This window comes from Acinetobacter sp. SWBY1 (assembly GCF_002946595.1).
Classification (GTDB): Bacteria; Pseudomonadota; Gammaproteobacteria; order Pseudomonadales; family Moraxellaceae; genus Acinetobacter; species Acinetobacter towneri.
This window is the reverse complement of the sequence record NZ_CP026616.1, coordinates 2,329,472-2,354,208: the sequence shown is the minus strand read 5'-3', so window position 1 is coordinate 2,354,208 and position 24,737 is coordinate 2,329,472. Positions and strand designations below refer to the sequence as shown.

Annotated in this window: 24 protein-coding genes; 11 read left to right on the top strand and 13 right to left on the bottom strand. The window is 41.2% G+C overall.

What is annotated here, in order from left to right:
- Nucleotides 1-239 precede the first annotated feature (239 nt).
- A complete protein-coding gene (recN, locus tag C3Y93_RS11310) occupies nt 240-1,901 on the top strand; it encodes a DNA repair protein RecN (protein ID WP_004975853.1) in 1,662 nt (553 codons plus the stop codon).
- A gap of 61 nt (nt 1,902-1,962) precedes the next feature.
- Here recN and C3Y93_RS11305 read toward each other — a convergent pair whose 3' ends face one another.
- From C3Y93_RS11305 to C3Y93_RS11290, 4 genes are read right to left on the bottom strand one after another with little or no spacing between them, the layout of a single operon-like run.
- Complete coding sequence (locus C3Y93_RS11305) at nt 1,963-2,949, bottom strand: CsgG/HfaB family protein (protein ID WP_004975851.1); 987 nt, start codon at nt 2,947-2,949, stop codon at nt 1,963-1,965.
- 56 nt (nt 2,950-3,005) lie between these two features.
- Nucleotides 3,006-3,608 carry a penicillin-binding protein activator LpoB gene (gene lpoB, locus C3Y93_RS11300; RefSeq protein WP_004975849.1) on the bottom strand — a complete coding sequence of 201 codons (603 nt, stop codon included), beginning with the start codon at nt 3,606-3,608 and terminating at the stop codon, nt 3,006-3,008.
- Nucleotides 3,609-3,621: 13 nt separating this feature from the next.
- Complete coding sequence (locus C3Y93_RS11295; RefSeq protein WP_004975847.1) at nt 3,622-4,023, bottom strand: DUF1425 domain-containing protein; 402 nt, start codon at nt 4,021-4,023, stop codon at nt 3,622-3,624.
- Nucleotides 4,024-4,039: 16 nt separating this feature from the next.
- Nucleotides 4,040-5,404 (bottom strand): COG3014 family protein, encoded by a 1,365-nt coding sequence (locus tag C3Y93_RS11290; protein ID WP_104852953.1) that lies wholly within the window; start codon nt 5,402-5,404, stop codon nt 4,040-4,042.
- Nucleotides 5,405-6,025: 621 nt separating this feature from the next.
- Here C3Y93_RS11290 and C3Y93_RS11285 point away from each other — a divergent pair.
- The 3 genes from C3Y93_RS11285 to C3Y93_RS11275 all read left to right on the top strand — a co-directional run bounded on the left by C3Y93_RS11285 (nt 6,026) and on the right by C3Y93_RS11275 (nt 7,949).
- Nucleotides 6,026-6,580, top strand: coding sequence for a YqgE/AlgH family protein (locus tag C3Y93_RS11285; RefSeq protein WP_004975844.1), 555 nt, complete (start codon nt 6,026-6,028; stop codon nt 6,578-6,580).
- Nucleotides 6,573-7,016: a Holliday junction resolvase RuvX gene (ruvX, locus tag C3Y93_RS11280; protein ID WP_104852952.1), complete on the top strand. Its 444-nt coding sequence runs from the start codon at nt 6,573-6,575 to the stop codon at nt 7,014-7,016. Before C3Y93_RS11285 ends, ruvX begins: the two co-directional genes overlap by 8 nt.
- Before the next feature lie 150 nt (nt 7,017-7,166).
- Entirely contained in the window at nt 7,167-7,949 is a 783-nt protein-coding gene (locus tag C3Y93_RS11275) for an IclR family transcriptional regulator (protein ID WP_104852951.1), read from the top strand.
- Nucleotides 7,950-8,038: 89 nt separating this feature from the next.
- On the opposite strand, the gene C3Y93_RS11270 is transcribed toward C3Y93_RS11275, so the two are convergent.
- Nucleotides 8,039-8,656, bottom strand: a complete 618-nt coding sequence (locus C3Y93_RS11270) for an alpha-ketoglutarate-dependent dioxygenase AlkB family protein (RefSeq protein WP_104852950.1) — start codon at nt 8,654-8,656, stop codon at nt 8,039-8,041.
- 142 nt (nt 8,657-8,798) lie between these two features.
- On the opposite strand from C3Y93_RS11270, the gene C3Y93_RS11265 reads away from it, so the two are divergent.
- Nucleotides 8,799-10,601, top strand: coding sequence for an ABC transporter ATP-binding protein (locus C3Y93_RS11265; RefSeq protein WP_104852949.1), 1,803 nt, complete (start codon nt 8,799-8,801; stop codon nt 10,599-10,601).
- 49 nt (nt 10,602-10,650) lie between these two features.
- Here C3Y93_RS11265 and pgsA read toward each other — a convergent pair whose 3' ends face one another.
- The 3 genes from pgsA to uvrC form a co-directional block, all read right to left on the bottom strand.
- On the bottom strand, nt 10,651-11,238 hold the full coding sequence (gene pgsA, locus C3Y93_RS11260) for a CDP-diacylglycerol--glycerol-3-phosphate 3-phosphatidyltransferase (RefSeq protein ID WP_004975835.1): 588 nt from the start codon (nt 11,236-11,238) through the stop codon (nt 10,651-10,653).
- Nucleotides 11,239-11,343: 105 nt separating this feature from the next.
- On the bottom strand, nt 11,344-12,138 hold the full coding sequence (locus C3Y93_RS11255) for a thioesterase family protein (protein ID WP_096901351.1): 795 nt from the start codon (nt 12,136-12,138) through the stop codon (nt 11,344-11,346).
- 224 nt (nt 12,139-12,362) lie between these two features.
- Nucleotides 12,363-14,162 (bottom strand): excinuclease ABC subunit UvrC, encoded by a 1,800-nt coding sequence (uvrC, locus tag C3Y93_RS11250; RefSeq protein WP_104852948.1) that lies wholly within the window; start codon nt 14,160-14,162, stop codon nt 12,363-12,365.
- A 185-nt stretch (nt 14,163-14,347) separates the two neighbouring features.
- Between uvrC and C3Y93_RS11245 the strand changes: the two genes are divergently transcribed.
- Nucleotides 14,348-15,412, top strand: a complete 1,065-nt coding sequence (locus tag C3Y93_RS11245) for an AAA family ATPase (protein WP_104852947.1) — start codon at nt 14,348-14,350, stop codon at nt 15,410-15,412.
- Nucleotides 15,413-15,815: 403 nt separating this feature from the next.
- Here the strand turns inward: C3Y93_RS11245 and C3Y93_RS11240 are convergent, their stop codons facing one another.
- Together C3Y93_RS11240 and lpxO are read right to left on the bottom strand one after the other, a co-directional pair.
- On the bottom strand, nt 15,816-16,232 hold the full coding sequence (locus tag C3Y93_RS11240) for a PH domain-containing protein (protein WP_104852946.1): 417 nt from the start codon (nt 16,230-16,232) through the stop codon (nt 15,816-15,818).
- A 114-nt stretch (nt 16,233-16,346) separates the two neighbouring features.
- Nucleotides 16,347-17,261, bottom strand: coding sequence for a lipid A hydroxylase LpxO (lpxO, locus tag C3Y93_RS11235; protein ID WP_104852945.1), 915 nt, complete (start codon nt 17,259-17,261; stop codon nt 16,347-16,349).
- 484 nt (nt 17,262-17,745) lie between these two features.
- Here lpxO and fadB point away from each other — a divergent pair, with 484 nt between their 5' ends.
- A complete protein-coding gene (gene fadB / locus C3Y93_RS11230; RefSeq protein ID WP_104852944.1) occupies nt 17,746-19,899 on the top strand; it encodes a fatty acid oxidation complex subunit alpha FadB in 2,154 nt (717 codons plus the stop codon).
- Nucleotides 19,900-19,911: 12 nt separating this feature from the next.
- Complete coding sequence (gene fadA / locus C3Y93_RS11225; RefSeq protein WP_004975824.1) at nt 19,912-21,084, top strand: acetyl-CoA C-acyltransferase FadA; 1,173 nt, start codon at nt 19,912-19,914, stop codon at nt 21,082-21,084.
- A 145-nt stretch (nt 21,085-21,229) separates the two neighbouring features.
- On the opposite strand, the gene C3Y93_RS11220 is transcribed toward fadA, so the two are convergent.
- Together C3Y93_RS11220 and C3Y93_RS11215 are read right to left on the bottom strand one after the other, a co-directional pair.
- Nucleotides 21,230-21,502, bottom strand: a complete 273-nt coding sequence (locus C3Y93_RS11220; RefSeq protein ID WP_104852943.1) for a hypothetical protein — start codon at nt 21,500-21,502, stop codon at nt 21,230-21,232.
- A gap of 108 nt (nt 21,503-21,610) precedes the next feature.
- Nucleotides 21,611-22,360: a hypothetical protein gene (locus C3Y93_RS11215; protein ID WP_104852942.1), complete on the bottom strand. Its 750-nt coding sequence runs from the start codon at nt 22,358-22,360 to the stop codon at nt 21,611-21,613.
- 252 nt (nt 22,361-22,612) lie between these two features.
- Between C3Y93_RS11215 and C3Y93_RS11210 the strand changes: the two genes are divergently transcribed.
- Nucleotides 22,613-23,359 carry a DsbA family oxidoreductase gene (locus C3Y93_RS11210; RefSeq protein ID WP_104852941.1) on the top strand — a complete coding sequence of 249 codons (747 nt, stop codon included), beginning with the start codon at nt 22,613-22,615 and terminating at the stop codon, nt 23,357-23,359.
- Between the two features lie 125 nt (nt 23,360-23,484).
- Here C3Y93_RS11210 and C3Y93_RS11205 read toward each other — a convergent pair whose 3' ends face one another.
- Complete coding sequence (locus C3Y93_RS11205; RefSeq protein WP_004975809.1) at nt 23,485-23,685, bottom strand: dodecin family protein; 201 nt, start codon at nt 23,683-23,685, stop codon at nt 23,485-23,487.
- Nucleotides 23,686-24,059: 374 nt separating this feature from the next.
- Between C3Y93_RS11205 and C3Y93_RS14380 the strand changes: the two genes are divergently transcribed.
- Nucleotides 24,060-24,224 (top strand): hypothetical protein, encoded by a 165-nt coding sequence (locus tag C3Y93_RS14380; RefSeq protein ID WP_019836107.1) that lies wholly within the window; start codon nt 24,060-24,062, stop codon nt 24,222-24,224.
- A 326-nt stretch (nt 24,225-24,550) separates the two neighbouring features.
- A complete protein-coding gene (locus C3Y93_RS11200) occupies nt 24,551-24,730 on the top strand; it encodes a hypothetical protein (protein WP_104852940.1) in 180 nt (59 codons plus the stop codon).
- Nucleotides 24,731-24,737 lie beyond the last annotated feature (7 nt).

Here is a 24,737-nt window from a genome sequence, read left to right as displayed (position 1 = left end):
AGTTCCACCATATCAAGCAGCACCGAAAACTCCCCAAGTGAATATACTGCAATTTAATGACCATCCAATGAAATGATCAAATGATCATGTGTTTTATATATGATGCTTATCGGGTACATTTTTTGTTGTTTGCGCTGCAATTTAAGCTAGAATTAAATAGAAGAAAATAACAGCCTTGTTATGGCATTTCCAAAACTTGACTCTCTTTCACTGACACTTTTCGCAGCTTGGATGCGTTTATGCTGACTCATTTAACACTGATTAACTTTGCTCTTGCCGACCACTTAGCACTGGATATTGAAACAGGTTTTAACGTTCTGACAGGGGAAACAGGTGCAGGTAAATCCTTACTTTTAGATGCGCTCTCTGCCTGTTTAGGTGAACGTACCGATACCAATTATGTACGTTTTGGCTCAGATAAAGCCGATGTGACCGCGAGTTTCAGTTATCAGGACAATAGCCCTGAAGCACAATGGCTAAAAGAACATGAATTAGATGATGAGTCTGGTGAAATCCATTTACGTCGGGTAATTTTTGCCACAGGGCGCAGCAAAGCATGGATTAATGGTCGTCCAAGCAGTTTGGCAGAGCTGAAAGAAATTGGACGCTTACTGGTGCAGTTATACAGTCAGCACAGTCAGCAACAATTGCTCGAACCGCCTTATCCAAAACACTGGCTTGATCGTTATTATAATTTTTATGCCCCTGCCCAAGCAGTACGTGATGCTTACAGTACCTGGCAAAAAAATATCCGACAGCATCAGGCAGCGCTGGATGCACAGGCAACCCGCAAGCAACGCATCGAAACCCTGAACTTACAGCTCGAAGAACTCGAAGAACTGGTACAAATCGATTATAAGGAGATTGAACAAGAGTTTGATCGCCTAAGCCATCATGAACATATCATGCAGGATTGCAGTTATAGCTTAAATGCCTTAGACGAAGCCGAGCAAAACATCACTCAGGAAATTGCTTCGATTATTCGCCGCTTGGAATCGCATGCGGGACGAAGTGAACAATTATCAGAAATTTATAACTCATTGTTAAATGCGCAAAGTGAATTAGATGATGCGACAGCCAATTTACGTCAGTTTATTGATCGTCAAAGCTTTGACCCTGAACGCATGGAAGAACTGAATCAAAAATTAGAAGTCTTTCATCGTTTAGCGCGTAAATACCGCACACAACCTGAATTATTAAAACAAGAATTTGATACTTGGCAAACTGAGCTCACTGCTTTACATGAACTTGAAGACCCTGAAACTTTGGCAGAACAAGTCGAAGTGGCACATCAGGACTTTTTAGCCAAAGCACAACATTTAGATGACATCCGTCGTGAAGCAGCCGCACCACTTGCCAAACAACTGACCGAGCAAGTCAAACAGTTGGCACTGCCTGAGGCACATTTTGAATTTAAGTTTGAACCTTTAGAGCAGGTTTCTGCGGAGGGGTTAAGTTTTATTCAACTACTGTTTACTGCCAACAAAGGTATTCCTGCTCAGCCATTAGCACGTGTGGCTTCTGGTGGCGAATTATCGCGGATTGCCTTGGTCATGCAAGTCATGAATGCCGAAAAAACCGAAGCTGAAGTTTTGGTTTTTGATGAAATTGATGTCGGGATTAGTGGTGGTACTGCTGAAATTGTGGGGCGTTTGCTCGCAGGTTTGGCGCAACACGTTCAAATTTTATGTATTACCCACCAAGCACAAGTAGCTGCACAGTCTGATCAGCACCTTTTGGTGAAAAAGCGTCAGACCGATCCTGCCAGCAGTACCATTGTTGAATTAGAAGAAGATGCGCGTATTTTAGAATTGGCACGCATGACAGGCGGTGTTGAAATTAATGACACTACCTTGCAACACGCCAAACAATTACGCCAATTGAAGTTTCAACAGGCTTAAAAAATAAATCCCCTGATTTTCAGGGGGATTTATTTAGGTCTAAAACAAGCTTAATCATTATTTACCATTTCACAGGTTGGTCACTTGAACCAGGTGTCATTTCATAACCTGGAGAGGTATCATAAAATTGACTGCTAGAAGATTGCACAGGTTGTAGTTTAAGACCCTGTAAAATTTCAGGATTTAAACTTTGCGCAATCTTATCTGCAGTACTATCATTTAAACTATTATTTAAAAGATTCTGTGTCATCAAGTTCGATAAGGTACGATTAAAAGTCCCTGCCGCAACTACCTTACTGGTATTCGCTTCAATCACTCGCCACGTTAAACGCACCTGCTCTGCACCAGCATTTAACCCATACATTTGTTGACCGCTAGCAACTGACAAATCGTTAATACGCCCCACGAGTAAATAATCAGCACCTACTTTTTGACCAATACGCGCTAACTCATGCGGTGCACCATCCCAATACAGGAAGTCATTTTCAAATTGCATTTCATCTATGTAATGACGATCAACAACACTTAACTGCCCTGACTGTGCCAAATAAGTACCTAAAGTATCTGATAATTCTTGACTAAACTCAGAAGCAGAAGCACCGCTGGCTAAGCGGTTATTTTTTTCTGCCATTTGAAATGGCAAGACTGCAATACGGCGCATGTGTTGATCTTGTACAGTAGATTCAAACTTCACCACATGTGCGCGAACTTTAGCGCGATAATTATTTTTAGCACCAGAAACACTCAAGACCTGAAACTTGGTGACAGAACCCGAACCTTGATTGGCTACACTAAATACAGGTGAAACTTTACCCGTATATGTCCAGCCCTGATTATTTACAGATAAAGAAACTGTTTCTTCATAATTCATTTGTGACGATACCGAAGCACCATTCACCGATTGAACTGCAATCAATAATGCTTCAGAAATAGCTTGGTGTTGTGTTGGACCACTACCCGTTGCCTCTTTAATCACTTCTTTAATCGCAGCAAAAGCAGGACTGCACAGTAATCCAGATAATAAGCCTGCAAATAATATTTTTTTCATGTTCTATTCTTCAACAGCAACTGCGCTTATCACAGCGCAGTTGCTTTCAGATTAAATTAAAGACCAAAAGTTGAGCGCTTTGCTGCCTTACGGATTTCTTTTTCGCCTGTCCACTCTACAATGCCAGTTTGTAAGTTCTGCAATTTAAATGTGAACTTGTAATACACATCGCTCTTACCACCTGCATTTTTTACAATACTAGATAGATTGCCATTGAGCATATATTCAGCACCGATATGTCCACCAGTACGCACTGCAGTCGCTTGATTGACCATGCCGCTTTGCTTTTGATAGGCAAGTTGCTGCGCCATCGCATTGACAGATTTCATATCTACAAAACGAAACTTTCCTGAATTAATTAATTTGTTCTGAATCGTATCTGTAATAGATTCTGTATCGATATGTTCTTGTGTCTTGTTATGAATACGATCAAGCACAATGACTGGACGACGAGTTTGCGTCATTTGCACCACAGGTGGGAAGGTCAGCATATCATCCACCATCTTTGCAGCAATCATTTGTAGATCTGTCGATCCAAAATCTTTCGTTAAAGTTTCTACAGCTTGAGCATCACCATAACTCACTGCACTACCCGTTGTTGCACAACCTGTTGCCAAAACAGAAGTTGCTACCACAGCCATGATTAACTTTGCATTCATTGCTCTATCTCGCTTATTTCTTTAAATACACAACAACATCTACAGCCGATGGATTTGGTGCTAAAGATTGCACGCCCTTCACCTCTCGACCCGTTAACTGAATTGGTTTCCAAATCGCACCTTCAGGGTTCACTTCTGCCCCATGTGCATCGACCCATACGATTTTGTAGCTAAAATCTTTGTTATTGAAACGGCGGTTTTTAATGGCAATTGATGCCTTTTTTAAGTCGCCTGCCATAGACATTCCCACACGCTCAACAAATACCTCAGTGGTTAAGACTGGGTTATTGGTAATGGTGCGAATACTTACTTCGTTATTCGCATCTGTCTGTGTAGACAAAGCATTAGGGGCTGTACATCCAACCATCGCCGCAGCACTAAGACCGAGTAATGCGAGTTTTAACTGATTTTTCATAAAGTTCTCTTCAAAATTATTGGCGTGGAATACTACTTACACTTGCTGTAATTTTGTCATTTACATGATGTGCATAAACAAATACTGTCTCATTGGCTTTTACATCTAACTTCACAGAGGAGCTTGACAAATTACCTGACGATAACTGTAAGTTGTGTATCCCTGGCGTTAAGTTCAGACGTGCAATTTGCGTATTACTTGGCAAAGTTGTCCAAGCTCGTAAATCTGCTCGCTCGGTTGCCATATTGAGCACGTTACCTGCCAATTGCCCTAAAACACCAAATTGGTTACCAAGCTCTTTTTGAGCAGCATATTTGGCTGTGGCACGAATCACTTGGGTTGTTAAAGTTCCAACGACTTTTTCTTTTAAGTCTTTAACAGCCAATGCACCAATATCACTAATCACATAACTATCTTGCAAAACTCGGTTATTCAGCTTCACTTTCAGGCTTTTGGGTGCAACATAAGTGCTAGGTTCATAAGTCGCAAAAGCAATGTTGATAATGCCGCCCGGAGTCGGAATATCTAACTTATTTTCAATTTTCTGTGGAACGATACCTTGTTCAATAAATACAATAACAGGCACACTACTATTACTTTGTTTTGCAACCAATTGATCTAAACGCTTTACATCCTTAGCAATCTGCTCATCAGGCTGTAACTCATAAGCTTTTTTGTAATCCACCAAAGCATCGTTATATTCGCCTAAGGTTTCCCACAAGTTAGCTGCCATATAAAAAGCATAGGCATTTTGATAAGTATTCTTAATCTTGCCCGCAATTGGATCTAAGCCAACAAATGCCTCATCTAAAACATGCAATGCGGCATTTGAAGATGCATTTGCTTTTGTATTTTTCTCTTTTTTCTTTTCAAACTCAGCCTGATGTGCCAGTTCAATTTCACGCTGAATACCCTGTGCAACACGCATTTCTACTGCAGCAGCCTCAAGGTTTTTTAGAAAAATATAATTTTTGGCTTGAGAAATATGTGCCAATACCTGTTCATGAGGTGGTACCAAATAAGGCACCACCGAATCATTACTCACCATAGAAAGTGCTTTAAATCCGACCCGACTCAGACTAATTTTTGCACGACTTTTTTGTTTATCTAGCAATTCAAAAGCCTGCTTATAATGATTCAAACTTTCTTCATACTGATGATTGACTTGTAATAGACGTGCCTGCTCCAGTAAATATAGTACGCCGTCTTTTGAATCTACTTTATCTTTAAATTTAGCAACTAAATCTTCAGATAAATGATTATTCAAATGACTGCGAAATAAATTACCTTCATCATTATAAGTTCCAAAAATTGCTGCTTGAGAAAAAACTGAAGCTGAAAAAACAGCAGCAAACAAACTTCCCTTTATTAAATAATTCATATTAAACCATCAAAAAAAGCTATGAAAGATGAAAATTTCACCATCTTACAAACAATCATTTTTTGTTTCAATATGTATTTTATGTATATTTATTGAAACATATCAAGCTATAAAAAACACAAATTTTACACTAAAGTACAAAACTTACAAAAGAGATAAACAAACTTATAGATTTTTTATATTAAAAAACCACTACTCATTAGACAAACTTAATATTTAATAAAAGAGAATCTAAATGTAGTAAAACCGCCTATTTTGCAATTAAAAAACAGAAATCACATTAGTTAAAATTAAAAAAGTAGATTAAAAAATATACACTGAAACATTTAACAAACCCACCTCACAAAGATAATAAAGCAATCAATTATTATGTTCCTATATCTTCAACTTTGTAACTAAATAGATAAATTTAATGACATCATTTTTTCTAAATTTTAGATTTATTCTTTTATTTATTCTTTGTCTCACTTTTACCAAAGCAAAGTTGTCATCAGAGTGGTTTTATGGGATAAGTACAGCTAAGAAATGTATATTTGCATGATTTGGCTGTAACTCGTTTACGTTTCCAAGTCGGTTTACAGTTCTGTTTGCCACCACCTCAGATTAAGGAGAATTGCTTAGGTGACTAAACAATATCTGACGCATCGCTGTCTCATAGCCCCGCCCGATATGAATGATGAGTTTTTTGCAAACACCGTCATCTATTTGGCACGTCATGATGAAGACGGTGCGCAAGGCATTATTATCAACCGTCCATCGGGTATCCAAATCAAAGAATTACTCAATGATTTAGATATAGACGCAGATAATGTGCATCCTCACGAAGTTCTACAAGGTGGTCCATTACGACCTGAGGCAGGTTTTGTTTTACACACAGGGCAGCCAACTTGGCATTCATCTATCGCTGTTGGTGAAAATGTCTGTATCACCACCTCTAAAGATATTTTAGATGCGATTGCCCACAACGAAGGCGTTGGACGTTACCAAATTGCCTTGGGCTATGCCAGTTGGGGCAAACAGCAACTGGAACAAGAAATTGCCCGTGGCGATTGGCTCATTTGTGAATCGGACATGGACTTGATTTTCAATTTACCTTATGACGATCGTTGGGATGCCGCTTATCGTAAAATGGGCGTAGATCCAACATGGTTATCTTCAGAGATTGGTCATGCCTGAAACAACACAAGCCCAAACCATTATGGCATTTGACTTCGGTACGCAAAAAATGGGCATGGCTGTGGGGCAGGCACTAATTGAAAGTGCGACCCCACTCGCCCTCTTCCCCATGAAAGATGGCATTCCACAATGGGAAAACTTGCTGAAAATCATCAAGCAACATCAGCCACAATTATTTCTAGTGGGCTTACCTTTAAATATGGATGATAGCGAGTCGGAACTGTCTACCCGTGCACGTAAGTTTGCCAGACGCTTACGCCATCAAAGCAATATCAACACCCTAATGGTCGATGAGCGCCTAACCACACGTGAAGCACGTGATGAGCTTGATCATTATCAAGCTCAAGGGCGTGGCAAAAAGCTCGCAGCCGACAGTCTTGCCGCAGCACTATTGATTGAAAGCTGGTATCGTGAGCCTCACGGCATTCAGCCTTAAATCCTGTTTCTGAATAGATAACAACGACAAACGAAAGAATTGGGATATTGATCGTTAGAATGCCTAAGACCATCTTTAAAAAGTCTATTGGTCTGGCGATTTTTTGATATAAAGTGACACCATCCTTTTGGTGTGAATGGGTAAATCCGCATGGCACTGTCTAGCTTTGGCAAGATTCTCACAGTCTTAGACTTATTTTCAACCGCACGTCCTGTCATTAATGTAGATACCATTAGTGAGGAACTTGGTTTATCTAAGCCTACCAGTTACCGCTATTTAAAAGAGTTGGTTTCAGCAGAGTTGTTGCAGCGCATGAGTGGCACATCGGGAGATTACACCCTTGGGCCAAAAATTGCGGTATTGGATTTTATCTCTCGCACGACCGATCCTTTGGTCACCATCAGTATTCCGTTTATGAAAAAAATTGCGGAACGTACAGAATTTTGCTGTTTATTGACCCAACTCAATCAAGATTCCTGCATTGATGTGCATCACGAAATCTTTAAAGATACGCCTTTGCTGTCTTATGGTCGCGGCTGCCCACGTCCTGTTTATGTCGGCTCATCGCCAAAAATTATTATGGCGCATCTGCCTAAAGCTAAAATTTTAGACTATTACCAGCGTTTTTCTACCGAATTGGCACAAGTCAATTTTGCACAAGATGAAGATGACTTTTTGCAGCAAATGCGCAAAATCAAAAAACAAGGCTATTATTTTTCTAACGGCGAACTCGATGCAGAAATTGCAGGCTTATCTGTACTGATTCGTTTTTCATCGAAAGATGCGCCTTATGCCTTGACGCTGTTGGCATCTAAAAACCGTTTTGAATTTGTCAATTTGCAAAAACTGATTGAAATTTTGCAGGACAATGCAGAACAAATTGAAAAACAGGTGGAAGTACTGAATACCAGTTTTAGTATAGAACTCACTTAAAGATTTAGGTTGTTGATACCTTAAAGCACTGAATTTAAATACAATTAAAATTTATTCCTGAATAAGGATTTAGAGTGCTAAATCAAGTTTTATTCAATAGCCGTGTGAAAATAGCGAAAGGTCAGATTAATTCTGGGTTGTATAATTTTATTGGACTTCATTAAGGCATGTTTCCAATAGTGTTGTGTCGTGCCACGCATGACCAACAACTGACCGCTGTGCAACAGTAGCTCAACCTTGTTGGCGCGGTGTTTATGCTGAAAACAAAATTTACGGGTTGCCCCCAAACTCAAAGATGCAATGACAGCGTGTCTGCCTAAATTCGGCTCATCATCACTGTGCCAACCCAAGCCCTGCGTACCATCTTGATATAAATTGGCCAAACATGAATTAAAGGGATGCCCGACCCATTGTTCAATTTGCTGTTTCAGTCGCCACAAAGCAGGCCGCCATAGCTGTGCCTGCTTAACTGCTCCCGAATAACGATATTGATACTGCTCATCGCCATACCATACCACTTGGCGCTGTGTCCGATAATACTGACCAAAGAGCAGACCTTCATCAGGCTGCCATGCCAAATGTTGCAGAAAATACTGCAAATAACGCTCACTATGCTCCGCACTCAGCACCAAACCATAGTCCTGCACAATGCCGTCATAAGGCAGTACGTTGTCACAACGCTCAGGTGCAAACAATTCTAGATTCATGGTCATTCCTATGCTGAATAGCTTATTGTTTAATCTAAAACAAGGATCAGGACTGCTCACAAAATGACACAGCTTTTTGGCTTGTGAGTCGTGAAGTTCATCCTTAGACTTAAAATCATCGTTCTTATAACAATAATAGCTTATGAATTTATGGCATTTATTTCAAAAATTGCGTCCCTTCGTTCGACCTTATCAGCTCTTGGTGATTGCTACCTTAGTTTTAACGCTCATCGGCTCATTAACAGCTCAAGTCAATGCACTAACTTTACAATACGCTGTTGACCGTATTAACGCCTTAATTGAGGCAGGACAAGGTCTGTCTGCAGGCTGGCACATTTTAATCACCATTTCAGCCATTTTGCTGGGTAAAGAAATCATCAATGCCTTTGTGCAGTTTGGACAGAAGTTTTATGGTGAAAAACTACGCATTTTTGTGTCACAAGATTTGGCACAGGGCATTATTGAGAAATTTTTGCGTTATCGACTGGCCTTTTTTAATCAGGACAACAACCAAGCAGGTAAATTACAAACACGTATAGATCGTGGCATTGGTTCGCTCACCCGCTTAGTGCAAATTTTCTTTATTGATATTTTGCCACTCTTTACCAGTGCAATTGTGGCTTTGGGCTTAATGTATTATGCCAATTTTTATGTGGGCTTGGTCGCGACACTCATTGTGCCTATTTATTTTTGGCTGACCTATCAGCAGGCACAAAAACTAGGAAGCTGGCGACGTAATTTACGTGATGGACGTGAGAAAAAAAGCCAAGGGATTCTCAGCATCATCAACTCAATTACCGTGATTAAATCATTTAACAGAGAAAGCATCGAAGCAGAAAAACAACTCACCCTGCAGAAAAAACTGACCCACAATCAAATGCAGACCCGCCAAACCAGTTTTTTATTTGATGGTTTAAAAAGCTTTATTGAACAAATTGGCGTGGTGCTGATTATTATTTTAACTGCTTATTTTGTGTTAGATAGACAAATGAGCATCGGCATGATCATGTATCACGTGTTGCTGTTTGGCAATGTTTCTGCCCCAATTCGCTCATTGCATCGTATTTATGATGAAGTCAATGATGCAATGATCTATTCAGAAAGCTTCTTTCAAATTTTGGAAGCCGAGCATGAAATTGAGCCAAGTGGTACGCTTAAACCAGTTATTCGAGGGCAGTTTGATCTGCAACAGGTAAACTTTTTTTATCCGAATGGACATCATGCACTCAAAGACATTCAAATGCAGATTCAGCCTAATAAAATTACCGCATTGGTGGGATTATCGGGAGCAGGAAAATCTACCCTGATCAGTTTATTAGATAAATTCTATGAACCACAACAGGGAACAATTCAGCTCGATGGGATTGATATTAACCACATCGACACCCAATATTTACGTGACCATATCGGCTTAGTTTTGCAAAAAAATCATATTTTCCAAGGCTCTATTTTTGAAAATATTCGTTATGGCAAAACTGATGCTAGCTTGGAAGATGTGATTCTGGCAGCCCAAAAAGCCTGTATACACGAACAAATTTTGCAATTGCCTCAGGCTTATGACGCAGATGCCCTCATGCTTTCAGGCGGTCAACAACAACGGATTGCCCTTGCACGTATGTTCCTGAAAAATCCACCTATTATTTTTTTAGATGAACCGACTGCTAGTCTGGATGCCATTGCAACCGAACAAATCAAACAAAGCCTCGATGAAATTAAACAAGGGCGTACGGTCATCATCATTTCACATAGCTTATCGCAAATTATTGATGCCGATTACACCTATGTCATGAAAGATGGCAGGATTGCGGAACATGGCGAACATGATGCGCTTTATCATCAAAATGGGGTTTATAAAGAAATTTTTGATGCGATGGCAAAAAGTTTAAATATTGAAAAAATTGCCAAAACTTATGAGGATGATGCCGAGGAAGAAACCCATAGTTAATCAAAAAGTGCTTCAATCAGAAGCACTTTTTAATGAAGAATCACGATATTTAAGGTTGTTTCAAATATGGCCATGCCGCTTTTAAATAAATAAACATCGACCAAAGCGTTAGAATTACAGCAGTATAGAGCAACAAATAAGCCACCATTTCCAATGGTTGCCAGTTCAATAAGAACACTGAAATCGCAATCATTTGGAATGCTGTTTTATATTTCCCCACTGTAGACACCGCCACACTGGTACGTGCGCCGAGTTCAGCCATCCACTCTCGTAAGGCAGATACGGTAATTTCACGGGAAATAATTACAATCGCGGCAAAAGCCATAGAAATAGTCGGTTGCCATTGCACTAAAACAATCAATGCCGCAGCGACCATAAGTTTATCGGCCACAGGGTCTAAAAAGCGCCCAAATGCAGAGGTCTGATTCAAAGTACGTGCCAAATAGCCATCAAACCAGTCGGTCACAGCAGCAATCACAAAAATAGACGTCAAAATAATATGACGCGTCATGCCACCATCATAACCATTTACGCCCATTGCAGGCGGCCAATACGCCACCAACAAAAAAACAGGAATCAAGGCGATTCGAGCCAAAGTTAATATATTTGGAATGTTCAGGATACGACCTGTTGTCATAGACACCGCCAATGTTTCCCCTCTTTACGCTGCATATTCACAAGTTTTTTGAGGATTTGTCATTGTGAATAGGCTTCACTTTATACGAAATGCTAGTAGGTGTCACTAGGCAAACACGGTGATGGTCTGTCGGGCAATCGCTATTAGCCGATCCTGATCATCCCATAAGTGCGCATATTCTGTGGCATAACCACCGCTAGCATGATCGGTAAAAACTTTATATTTCATCCAATCTTGCAGCTGATTTTGCAAAGGATTGACGTAGGTCACATGCCAAGTCAGTGAACTGGCAGGAGCGAGCTGCTCAAACATCGGCAGTACTCCAGGCGGCCACATATCAAAAGCCACCATCAAATCGGCAATGGTCATGGCACGATTCGTATGCTGTTTTGGGTTAAAACGCATCCAGCCTGCAAAATCAGGTTTATGACTAGCAGTAAACGGATATTGTCCTTCAGACCAAACCAAATCCATCTGCTGAAAACATTCAGGTGCTAAAGGATGATGCTGTGTAACAGGCAATTCCGTTGCAGGTGGAAAATTGGGCGCAGTACGTTCTTGTTGCACCACAATGCTGGATTCACGTGCCGCACCAAAACTGGCAATTAAAATGCTTTGTACTGCATCATCCTGCCATAAACGAACTTCGACACTGGTCACAGATTTGCCTTCACGCAGAATTTCCGCCGTGAGCCGTGCCCGACCTTGTTGCACAGGTCCGACAAACGTGACACTGCTGCTTAGCAAGCGCTTTTTCGGATCGGCAATACAAAGCTGGGCTTTTTGCATCATCAAACCTGCCACCAATCCACCATAAATAGTGCGCCCCTGTAACCACCCAAGCGGGATGTCTATCCATTCTTGCTCGGCAATGGCTTGATAGGTCTGTAGCAACGACATAGCTTTTCCTTAAACAATGTTGTGGTTGATATTACAGGGTTTCGATCTGATGTGAATGTTCAATGACGACAGAGTCAATGCACTTTTTTGCTATTTACCTTTGTAGAAAATACTGCTTTTTATGCAGTAAATAGGGTCTGTTGACAATTCGTCTATGTTTGCGACGTGAGAGATATATCTCGCAAGATTTTTAGCTAATATAAGGCATGAGGCAGGAAATTTAGTCATTCATGCAGCACTTTATAAATCGTACGCGCCATTACTTCACCCAGTCCGGGTACTAAAGTCAACTCTTTTTCAGAAGCTTTCAGGACACCTTGTATGCCACCAAAATGGGTGAGTAAATCACGACGACGTTTTGGCCCTAAGCCCGGAATCACTTCAAGTATTGATGAGCCACGTTTTTTATCGCGCTTGGCACGGTGCTTGGTAATTGCAAATCGGTGTGCTTCATCACGTACCTGCTGAATCAAATGCAGCGCCTTATGATCTTCAGGCAGCTGAATTTTGCTGCCATCGGTAAAATGTAGCGTTTCTAGACCAGGTTTGCGTCCTTCGCCTTTGGACACCCCAATCATAAAGGCATCCAATCCTAACTCCTGCATGACCTCCATCGCCATATTCAACTGCCCTTTACCGCCATCAATCAGCAATAAATCGGGCAGCATGGCTTTTTTATAACGGCGCGTTAAAGCTTGGCGCATGGCAGCATAGTCATCTCCAGCCTGAATATCCTGAATTGAAAATTGTCGATAATCACGTTTGCGAATACCACCACTGTCAAATACCACGCAAGATGCCACAGTGTCTTCGCCCATAGTGTGCGAAATATCAAAACATTCAATCCGATCAATCGGGCGTCCAACCACTTGCTCTAACTGATGAAAACGCTCATTTAATTCAAAGTGATTGGCGAGTTTACCTTTAATGGCATGCTGCACATTCATTTGTGCCAATTCTTGCCACTCGGCACGGGTTTCACGCACTTTATGTTTAATTTGAATTTTTTTATCGAAGTGTTGCTGTAAGGCTTGTTCCAACTCTTTGCAATCTGCCACTTCCACATTAACAATCAATTCCGCTGGAATTTCATCGGCCACCTGAAAGTAAAAGTTGGCAATAAAATCGGCCAACATTTGCCCCAAATCATCGCCCAACATATCAGGAAAATAGCTTTTACCGCCCAGCATTTTGCCATTGCGCACATGCATAATTTGCACACAGGTCACACCTGCCTGATAAGCAATTGCGATAATATCGGCTTCGCCTTTGAGTTTATAAATGGCTTGCTGTGCCTGCACATCACGCAACAAAGCCATACGGTCACGGTAAAAGACTGCTTTTTCAAATTCCAACGCTTCGGCTGCAGCTTCCATTTTAGCAATCAATTGCTGATTCAGTTCTTTACTATCGCCCTGTAAAAATCGAATCGAATTATTAACATCTTCTTTATATTCTTCGGGCGAAATCAATCCTACACACGGTGCCGAACAGCGTTTGATCTGATATTGCAAACACGGACGCTGCCGTTGAGCAAAATAACTGTTTTCACACTGCCGCACATTAAACAGTTTTTGTAACACCACCAAAGTATCGCGGGCATTGTACGCACTCGGATAAGGCCCAAAAAACTTGCCTATCTGATGCTTGCCTTTGCCGCGTCCACTGGCAATACGCGGATAAGGCTGATCTGCCGACACAAAAATATAAACATAGGACTTATCATCGCGCAGCATAATATTGTACGGTGGACGATGCAGCTTAATCAGATTTTGTTCAAGCAATAACGCTTCAGTTTCGGAACGCACCACCAAAGTTTCAATATCATAAATACGCGCCACTAAAGCCTGCGTTTTAGGATGCTCGATGGTTTTGACAAAATAACTCGACACTCGGTTTTTTAATTTTTTGGCTTTGCCGACATATAACAACTCCCCGTCTTTACCCAACATACGGTAAACCCCTGGCAATTGGGTCATATTTGCCAAAATTTTCTCGATATGCTCACCTGCGTTTGGGTTCACGAGTCATCCTATTCTTGCTACATTCTTTACATGATGTGCTGCTTTATCTGATTTTTTCAAGCTTTATCCTGTGGCATAGCGCATGATCTATCCACTAAAACGATCAGCTCAGTGCTAAAAACGATCAGTCGGCAACACAAGATTTGCTATGCTCAGGCATCTTGTCAGCAGAAGGAAAGTGAAGGATGACGACCGCACCACACGGCATACCGACCATTCAATCCGCAACGTCCCAGCCGATCAGTACACATCAGTATGTATCCGCCAAAGACCGTTTGATTGGCAAGCCGCGCTTTCATTTTGAACCTACACAAGTCATGCAATTGTTACGTCAACGGATTATTGGACAAGATGCAGCGCTGAATGAAATCGAAAAAATGCTGTATGTGGTCAAGGCCGATTTCTCCAGCACAGAGCGACCACTTTCAGTGACTTTAATGCTTGGCCCGACAGGTGTTGGCAAGACCGAAACGGTGCGCCTGATTGCCGAAGCGATTTATGGTCGCCCCGATGCCTTCAGCCGCATTGATATGAATACCTTGGCGCAGGAACACTATGCGGCTGCACTCACAGGCGCGCCTCCTGGCTATGTCGGCTCTAAAGAAGGCCATAGTTTATTTGATGAAACTGCGATTGCAGGTTCGCACACCCGCCCAGGCATTATGCTGTTTGATGAACTGGAAAAAGCCTCAAGCGAAGTGATACGTGGCTTAATGAATGTGCTAGATACAGGCAAACTGACCCTGACTGCAGGCACCAAAACCATCGACTTTCGCAATTGCATGATTTTTATGACCAGCAATGTGGGTGCTCAAGCCGCACAACAATACTTAGATAAATTGAATCTGTTGCCGCAAAAAGTACAACAACTGTGCTTAAAACGCATGCCCACACAACGGATCATTGAAAAAGTCATGCAGCGTAAATTTGACCCTGAATTTTTAAATCGGATTGACCGTAGTTTGCATTATCAAGCGGTATCTGCTGATGCCCTGCCGCAATTGGTTGAAATTGAATTGGAAAAGTTAAACCATCGCCTGCAGCATCAACAACGCCAAGTCCAACTGACTGCAGCAGCTAAAGCCTATTTTTATCAGGGGCATGATATTCGTTACGGCGCGCGGCATTTGGGGCGTAAAATTCGTACCGAACTTGAGCCTATTTTAGCTTTGTATTTTTTAAGTCATCCCGAAAAATCGGAAATATGGGTAGATTGCAGTGCAAATCAATTGCACCTCAAAATAGAATAAACCCGCGACTTATACTGCGTGAATCTTGAGAATGCCACTCTGCTCATCCTCAAAGTTTTGATGCTTATTTTTGCTTAAAAAGCCTAGGGTCTGTTGACAATTCGTCTATGTTTGCGACGTGAGAGATATATCTCGCAAGGTTTTTTAGCTGATATAAGGCATGAGGCAGGAAATTTAGTCATTCTAAATGACTGACTCATAACGCAATAGCAGCAAAAAATATGCTCGTCCCCTTGCGCAGCAAACAAAGCAATGCTTTGTTCTCGCTCATGTGGCTAAAACTTTCTCAGATTGCGTTATGAAACTTGGCAATAGTCTCGCTATTCCCTGCGTTTCATGCCTGATCTGCTCAGTTTTAGCCTACAGCGCAAGCCATTTATGAAATGTCAACAGACCCTAGGGATTAGTCGGTAATTTCCATTCCCAAGGCTTGACTAAATTTGGTCTGATCTTTAGGTGAAACCAATACAAATTTTGGCTGCCCCGCTAGAAGATAATCAATTTTTAAACGCTTCAGCGACAAAGCAGGTGACGCTACCGAATTATTGGTTTTAGATATTTTTTGAATACTGTCGCGTGGAATGTCCCATTTTAAAAACATGCAACGGATCTGCAAGCGTTCTGCATCGACCTGATAACGCGTATTGAACACAGGCCACCACAACACAAAAATGGTAATGAAATACACCCCTGTGTGCAAAGGAAATGCTGGCATCGTGCCTTTGGCGTACATGGTCAGCAATAACTGAATCAATAGACCAGACATACAAATCACAAAAGCCAAAACCCACCAATCTTTTTTAGAACGAAACGTTTGCATAAAAATTCCCCTATTTACTTCATTCTATACATAAAAGTAGGTCTGGATTAAAGCTCGTTGCTGAAATTGCTCAAAAATGTCATAAAAAAACGCCCCGAAAGGCGTTGTGATACTCTAAAACACATAAGGGCGAATAAAAATTAAGAAGAAAATCCCGAGCATTAAAAACCATTTTAAGAAATAGTACACACGACTATTTTTAGCTTTTAAAGCCTTGGCTTTTAAACGCACTTGATAGACATAGCCAAAGACTTTATTTAAGCCACCCGTCTGATCGCCTGCTTCATTCGGAGAGCTTGCTGCGGTCATCACATTTTTGCCAAACCAGTGATTAAACTTTTGCATCCAGCGAGATTTTAACGGACGCTCGACATCGGCAAAGAAAATAATACGGTTTTGAGAAGTGCCATTTTCAGCATAGTGAATATAGGTTTCATCAAACACCACACTTTCACCATCACGCCATGAATACCGCTCACCATCGACATCAATAAAACAACGGTCATCATTTGGTGTCATCAATCCCAAGTGGTAACGCAATGAACCTGCATACGGGTCGCGATGACGCACTAAACGACTGTCGGGCGCTAGTTCAGTAAACATCGCCGCCTTAATGCTAGGCAAAGTTTTTAATAATGCTGTGGTTTTTGGACATAATTCTGCTGCTGATGGATGCGCGGAGTCATACCATTTTAAGTAAAAGCGCTTCCAGCCTGTTTTAAAGAATGAGTTAAAACCCAAATCATCGTAAGTACTTGAAGCTTTAATACCACCCTGTTCATATAAAGCTTTGGCTTCATCACGAATCATTTCCCAATTGTCATCCAAAACCTTTAAATCTTGAAAGTGCTGGGTGTCGATATACGGTTGATTTGGTACTTTAGAGAACAAATACATTAAATAGTTGATCGGTGTGAGGATGGTAGAGTGGTCAAAAAACTGACGATAAAAACTATGACGCACCTTGCCGCGCTGTTGAATATACAGCGCTGAAGCGATAAAAATCGCCAAAATAATCCACTTCAACATAGAACAACCTAAATTGCTGAAAACAGCTAAAATTCAAAATGTCGCATATTCTACTCAATTTCAGCGCATGAGGTCATAGCAGAAAATAGAACACAGCATTGCAAATCGCTATCCCCCCTATCCAGCTTCACGCTTTAAAACATCACCATCCAAACGATGGATTTACTTTTCTGTCCCAAACAACCCACTGATAACATCTATTTATCAAGCTTTTCTAAATCATAAAACAATACAACCTGATTAAAAATAAAAGAGAAAACAATCACTTTCATCTTTCTTTAAACATAGGATTTTAAAATCGGGTCAAAAAGCAATTCCGAGCTATGAGAAAAATCATGACCCTTGCGTCACGGCTTGATACAACTTGCTATATTTTTTTTCGATATAGTTATCGTAAGATTAGCGAGGCATATATGTGTGCAGGACTATCGCACACGCTTCATAACATCAACTTAGAAGTCCTCCAAAATAAAGGAGATCAGGCATGATCCACGCTGGCAATGCCATTACCGTCCAAATGCTTTCGGACGGAATTGCAGAATTCCGCTTTGACTTACAAGGTGAGTCGGTCAACAAATTTAACCGTGCAACGATTGAAGACTTTAAAGCTGCGATTGAGGCTGTTAAAGCAAACAATGAAGTGAAAGGTTTAATCGTCACTTCTGCGAAATCAACCTTTATCGTGGGTGCAGACATCACCGAATTTGGCGCAAACTTCGCTCAAGGCGAACAAGCCATTGTGGATTGGGCATTGCCTGTTCACGACATCTTCAATGCTTTTGAAGATTTAGAAATTCCTAAAGTTGCTGCAATCAATGGTATGGCATTGGGCGGTGGCTTTGAAATGTGTTTGGTATGTGACTACCGTGTCATGTCAGACCAAGCACAAGTGGGCTTACCAGAAATCAAACTCGGTATTTTCCCAGGCTTTGGTGGTACGGTTCGTTTAAGCCGCGTTATTGGTATCGACAATGCGGTTGAATGGATGGCAATGGCCAACCCTAAACGTCCTGATGCTGCACTTAAAGACGGTGCTGTAGATGCTGTAGTTGCTGCAGATCAATTACAAGCGGCTGCGCTTGATTTGGTTAAACAAGCCATTGCAGGTCGTTTGGACTGGAAAGCAAAACGCCAAGAAAAATTAGACCCAGTGAAATTGAACCCACTTGAACAAATGATGGCGTTCAACACTGCAAAAGGTGCGGTATTAGCCAAAGCGAATCCTGCACAATACCCTGCACCAAAACTCATGCTTGATTCTTTACAAGCAGGTGCAAGCTTGCCACGTAATGACGCACTCAAAGCGGAAGCGGAAGGCTTTGCTAAAGCTGCGGTAACGCCACAAGCAGGCGCGTTGATTGGCTTGTTCATCAACGACCAAGTGGTGAAGAAGACCTCGAAAAAATATGAAAAAGGTGCGCATCCTGTTAACCAAGCGGCTGTACTCGGCGCGGGTATCATGGGTGGCGGTATTGCTTACCAAGCGGCAAGCAAAGGCACACCAATTATCATGAAAGACATTGGCAATCCACAATTGGCATTGGGGATGTCTGAAGCAAACAAATTGCTGACCAAACAAGTTGAACGTAAAAAAATGACACCTGCCAAAATGGGTGAAACTTTGGCACGTATCCGCCCAACTTTAAGCTATGACGAGTTTAAAGAAGTAGATATCGTGATTGAAGCCGTGACTGAGAATCCGAAAGTCAAAGGCATTGTGTTGGCTGAAACTGAAAAATCAGTACGTGAAAACACCATTATCGCGTCAAACACATCAACCATTTCGATTACACGTTTGGCAGAAAACCTACAACGTCCAGAAAACTTTGTCGGCATGCACTTCTTTAACCCAGTGCACATGATGCCATTGGTAGAAGTGATTCGTGGTGAAAAAACTTCACCTGAAGCGATTGCGACTACTGTGGTGCTTGCTCAGAAAATGGGTAAAACACCAATCGTAGTGAATGACTGCCCAGGCTTCTTGGTGAACCGCGTATTGTTCCCTTACTTTGGTGCATTCGACTTGTTACTTAAAGATGGCGCAGACTTCCAGCAAGTTGACAAAGTCATGGAAAAATTCGGCTGGCCAATGGGCCCTGCTTACCTGATGGACGTTGTTGGTATCGACACGGGCGTTCACGGTGCAGAAGTCATGGCAGAAGGTTTCCCAGACCGCATGAAGCCAGACTATAAAGGCTCAATCCAAGTCATGTACGAAAACAAACGTCTTGGTCAAAAGAATGACGTAGGTTTCTACAAATATGAATTGGATCGTAAAGGCAAGAAAGCCAAAGTGGTCGACCCAACTGCGTATGAGCTTGTAGCATCTGTCGCAACATCTGAAAAGCACGAATTTGGTGCACAAGAAATCATTGACCGTATGATGTTGGCTTTCTGTAATGAAACAGTACGTTGCTTAGAAGACAACATCGTGGCGACACCATCTGAAGCAGATATGGCGATGATTATGGGCGTAGGTTTCCCTCCATTCCGTGGTGGTCCATGCCGTTACATCGACCAAACAGGTGTTGCTGAATATGTTGCGCTTTGCGACAAGTATGCACACTTAGGAAAAGCTTATGAAGCGCCACAAATGTTGCGTGACATGGCTGCTAACAACAAAAAATTCTACGGTTAAGGAGCAACGTGAATGGCTACTTTAAATCCACGTGACGTTGTCATCGTTGATGGCGTACGTTCTGCAATGGGTAAAACCAAAAACGGTATGTTCCGCAATGTACGTGCTGACAGTCTATCGGCTGAATTGGTTCGTGCTTTAGTTGCTCGTAACCAGTTTGATGTCAACGAAGTTGAAGATGTGATCTGGGGCTGTGTTAACCAAACCCTAGAACAAGGTATGAACATTGGTCGTAATATTGCTTTATTGGCTGATCTTCCAAAAACAGTAGCGGGTCAAACTGTAAACCGTCTGTGTGGTTCTTCAATGCAAGCGATCCACACCGCTGCGGCACAAATTGCAACCAATCAGGGTGATATTTTCATCATTGGTGGTGTAGAGCACATGGGCCACGTGGGCATGATGCACGGTATCGACATCAACCCTGCTGCATCGAAGCACTATGCCAAAGCCTCAAACATGATGGGCTTAACTGCTGAAATGTTGGGTCGCATGAACGGTATTTCTCGTGAAGAGCAAGATGCCTTTGGTGTGGAATCACACCGTCGTGCATGGGCTGCAACGCAAGAAGGCCGTTTTAAAAACGAAATCATTGGCATTGAAGGTCATGATGCAAACGGCTTTAAACAACTATGCGACATCGACGAAGTGATTCGTCCAGATGCTAACCTTGAAGCATTCCAAGCTTTACGTCCTGTATTTGATCCGAAAGGCGGTACCGTAACTGCGGCGACATCTTCAGCATTGTCTGATGGTGCTTCTGCTATGTTGCTTATGTCTGCTGAACGTGCACAAGCATTAGGTTTGAAACCACGTGCGGTGATTCGCTCTATGGCCGTTGCAGGCTGTGATGCAGCAATCATGGGTTATGGCCCAGTACCTGCAACGCAAAAAGCACTTAAACGTGCGGGCTTGTCAATTGCAGACATTCAAACCTTTGAATTAAACGAAGCGTTTGCTGCACAAGGTCTATCTGTTCTAAAAGGCTTAGGCATTTATGATCAGCAAGATCGTGTGAACTTGAACGGTGGTGCAATTGCACTCGGTCACCCATTGGGTTGTTCAGGTGCGCGTATCACCACCACGTTGTTGAACGTGATGGAACAACAAGACACGCAAATTGGTCTTGCGACCATGTGTATCGGTCTTGGTCAAGGTATCGCGACAATTATTGAGCGTGTGTAAAAAGTCTTCGTAATAAAAAAATCCTCGCATCATGCGGGGATTTTTTATTTTGTTGTTTTGAGCTGTTCTAATTTTTAAATTTTATTCTTTTGCATTGTTATCTTGAAGACTAGATGGCTGATCAGTTGTGATTTACCTGCACGGCTTAAACCAACAACTCCCCCATCAACCATGTCATATAGCGTTCTTTATCCATAAAGTCTGGGGCGCTGCCTGTATCCAAGCAATAATATTGTTGATTAAATTCAATCACAATTTGTTCAGTCTGATGCCAATCTTCAACCAAACGAAAGTGCTGATTAAAGAAGTAACGGCTCTTGCCCCAATTATTTAAATTTTCGAGTTTCGGGTAGTTTTTATTTTCTAAGAATTGCAAATACAGTTGTTGAATATCATCAAAGACTTGAATGCTGTTCATATTGGACCTGCCTAGCTGAGCAATTAAATCAACAGGCACAGTTTAGGCAAGAGATTTGAACGGCAGATGACATTCTTTTGACAATTTGATGTAAGGATTTGCCAGACCTTACAACTTGCTTTCCAGTGCCCGCTGATGCTGCTGAGTGATCTCTTGCATTTGCGTATTGAGCTGCACCATCTCTTGATATACCGCATTAAATTCTTTCAAGGCTGCATCTTCATAGAACATGAAGGTATTGTTTTTGAGCTCCCATTTATTGTTTTTTAAAATTGCAAACAACACATACGCCTTACCCAAATTTTTCTTTTCCAATTCAAATAATGCGTGTCCTTGGTCATTATGGCGGCTTTCTAGCAAAGATTCTGCTAAATGACGGCGCAAATTATGATTGATTTCAAGATTCTCAATCTGCTCCAAAGCCATCGCTTCATGCTGTTCTAAATGTTCCTGATACAGCTCTACCATGGCACGTACTTGCACCAACATGGCTTCGGTATCGGCATAGTCTTGTTTTTTATCTGCAGCAAGTCGTTGAGGATCTAAAAACTGATCCCAATTCAAGGCTTTTAATTCACGTAAATAGCTATTGCGCGCTTCGGCACTTTGCACCATGTGACTCAAGACAAAACTCGCCATAATTTGATAGTCGCCATCTAAACGATTATCTTTTAAGTCAATTTGAATCGGCTTAGACCAATCCTGTGCCTGTACAAAAATTTGTTCGGCTTTTTCATAAATCACATTTTGATAAGCATGCAATTGAGTGACTTGTTTTTGCTGCTGTTGATATTGATAAAACATCCCGCCAAAAATCAGCAGCGTTGCACATCCTATAATTAGCACTATACGTCGCATGCGTGCCCTCTTATTTTTAGTATTTGCAATATCTTAGCGTGAAGCCTGTCACATTTGTATAGCATTTTATGCTTATTTTCTAATGCAGCCATTAGAATATAGTGAAATAAATCAATTCATTTATGCCTTTATATGATTCTGTATCCATGACGCTATTTGACCAGATGCTCAAAAATAAGTTTAGCATCGCTTTATGCTTTAAATTTTATGTAACATCCCCATCTTAGTAAAAAACAGAATTTGAGATTGTTCATGCGCGTTGATATTTGGTCAGATATTGTTTGCCCGTTTTGCTATATCGGCAAAAAACGTTTAGAGGCTGCTGCTGAAGAAGCAGGTGTAGAATTAGAAGTGCATTGGCACAGTTTTGAACTCGATCCAGATGCGCCACCGCGTCAGGAAGTGTCCAATTCAGAGCGTTTGGCACAAAAATATGGGCGCAGCCTTGCCGAAGTAGAAGACATGCAGCGTAATATTGCCGAAATGGCAAAAGCTGAAGGCATTGACTTTCAATGGGAAAATGCCAATTCAGGCAATACCTTTAATGCCCATCGTTTGGTGCATTTGGCGCAAAGTAAAGGCTTGGGCAGCGAAGCCAAAGAAGCTTTTTTCTATAGCTATATGACTCAAGGTTTGGCAATTGGCGAGCGTGAAACACTAGAAGATGTTGCATCACGTATTGGGCTGAACCCTGTAGAAGTGGATGATGTTTTGGATTCTGACGAATATGCCGACTTTGTAAAATTTGACCAAGAAGTTGCACGTGAACAATTAAACGTCACTGGCGTACCGTTCTTCGTATTTGATCAGCGTATTGCTTTAGCAGGTGCGCAGCCACGCGAAGTTTTTGTGCAAGTTCTGCAAAAAGCCCTTGAAACAGCAAGCGAGCTAGAGCTTGAAGATGCAGCAAGCTGCGATGCAGAACAATGCGATGTGTCTGAACCAAAGCTTAAGATTGAAATACAGACAAGGCTGAATAGTGTTCTTCCAGCTGATTAGACGCACAAAAAAATCCCATTACGGGATTTTTTGTGCTTTTAAAATGGGTCAAAGTTCCAGCTTTGGCCCGCAACCATGCTTCGGTTAGTTGTCATCTTACTATGCTTCGTTAACGAAGCGAGGTGTTATTCAACCAAGAAACTGATTTTTAAATTGACCCGATACTCCGTGATTTGATTGTCTTTAACCACCACTTTTTGTTCGTTAATCCACGCCCCTTGGACATTTTTAATTGTTTCTGTCACTTTAGCGATTCCAGTCTGAATCGCGTCTTCAAAACTTTTTGTACTGCTTGAATTAACTTCAACTACTTTTGCAATTGCCATGATTTTCTCACTGTCCTTTATCGTTATTGGAATTCCATCATAGATTAAAAAAACCGCATTTTTAGACTGTTTAACCAATCACAGCCTAAACATTACATGATTTCACACTGTCAAAAACTGTCACCATTCACCCGCATTTCAGACTTATCTAAATACAAATTTTGCAGACATCTCAACCATTTAAGCCTACACAAAAAACTAGAGCTAAAACTCTAATATATTGTTTTATATTGCTATTTTTAAAATAATTGCCGAAATGATCATTTTGTAAATTTTAAACTTTGTTATGATTCATGTGAATTTTTTATTTCGTTTGATCTCCCTACGATGTCTATTCTTCTGCCTAGACATTAACACTTTGGATGGATATTCCCATGAATATGTTTAAATCTGTTTTGATGGTTTCACTTTTAGCAATTGCTGCAAATGTATCTGCTCAAATTGTGCATGTACCTGATTTTCCAACTCAAAAAGTGAATACAGAATCGGCTGCATCTGAAGCTGTTGTAAATGAACCAACTTCGCAAAAAGCCGCCTAAGTTTCTCGTTTTATCCACTAATTTTAGCTGTATTAATCTCTCCCATTTCTCTCCCCAAACAGCAGTCTAAAGCAGGCTGCTGTTTGTTTTTCTAATGCTAAATTTGCTTTAAATCGTCCATGCAACATCTAAAAACTGTGTTCTACCCAATTGCTAATACTTTTTTGGCACTGCGATTTAAATTTTTTTGATTATTTTTCATATAAAAAGCGCATTTTTTGTCAATAATGTCTAAAAAAGCACAAAAGCTGACAATTTTTAGCATGTATTTTTTAATTAAACCCATATAATTAAAGTGATTTTTTTCATTGCTATAGCAGATGCCTATGCAACAACTTCAAGCACTTATACAAAGAAAAATTCCACCTCAAGCGATTGAGGTCAACCATTTAATAGAATTAGCCAAACACTATCCTCAACCACAATCGGCAGAATATAAATTGATTGAATTGGCTCTGAATATTGTCTTGGCAGATTATTTGGAAAAAGCACAACAACATATTTAAGTATGCA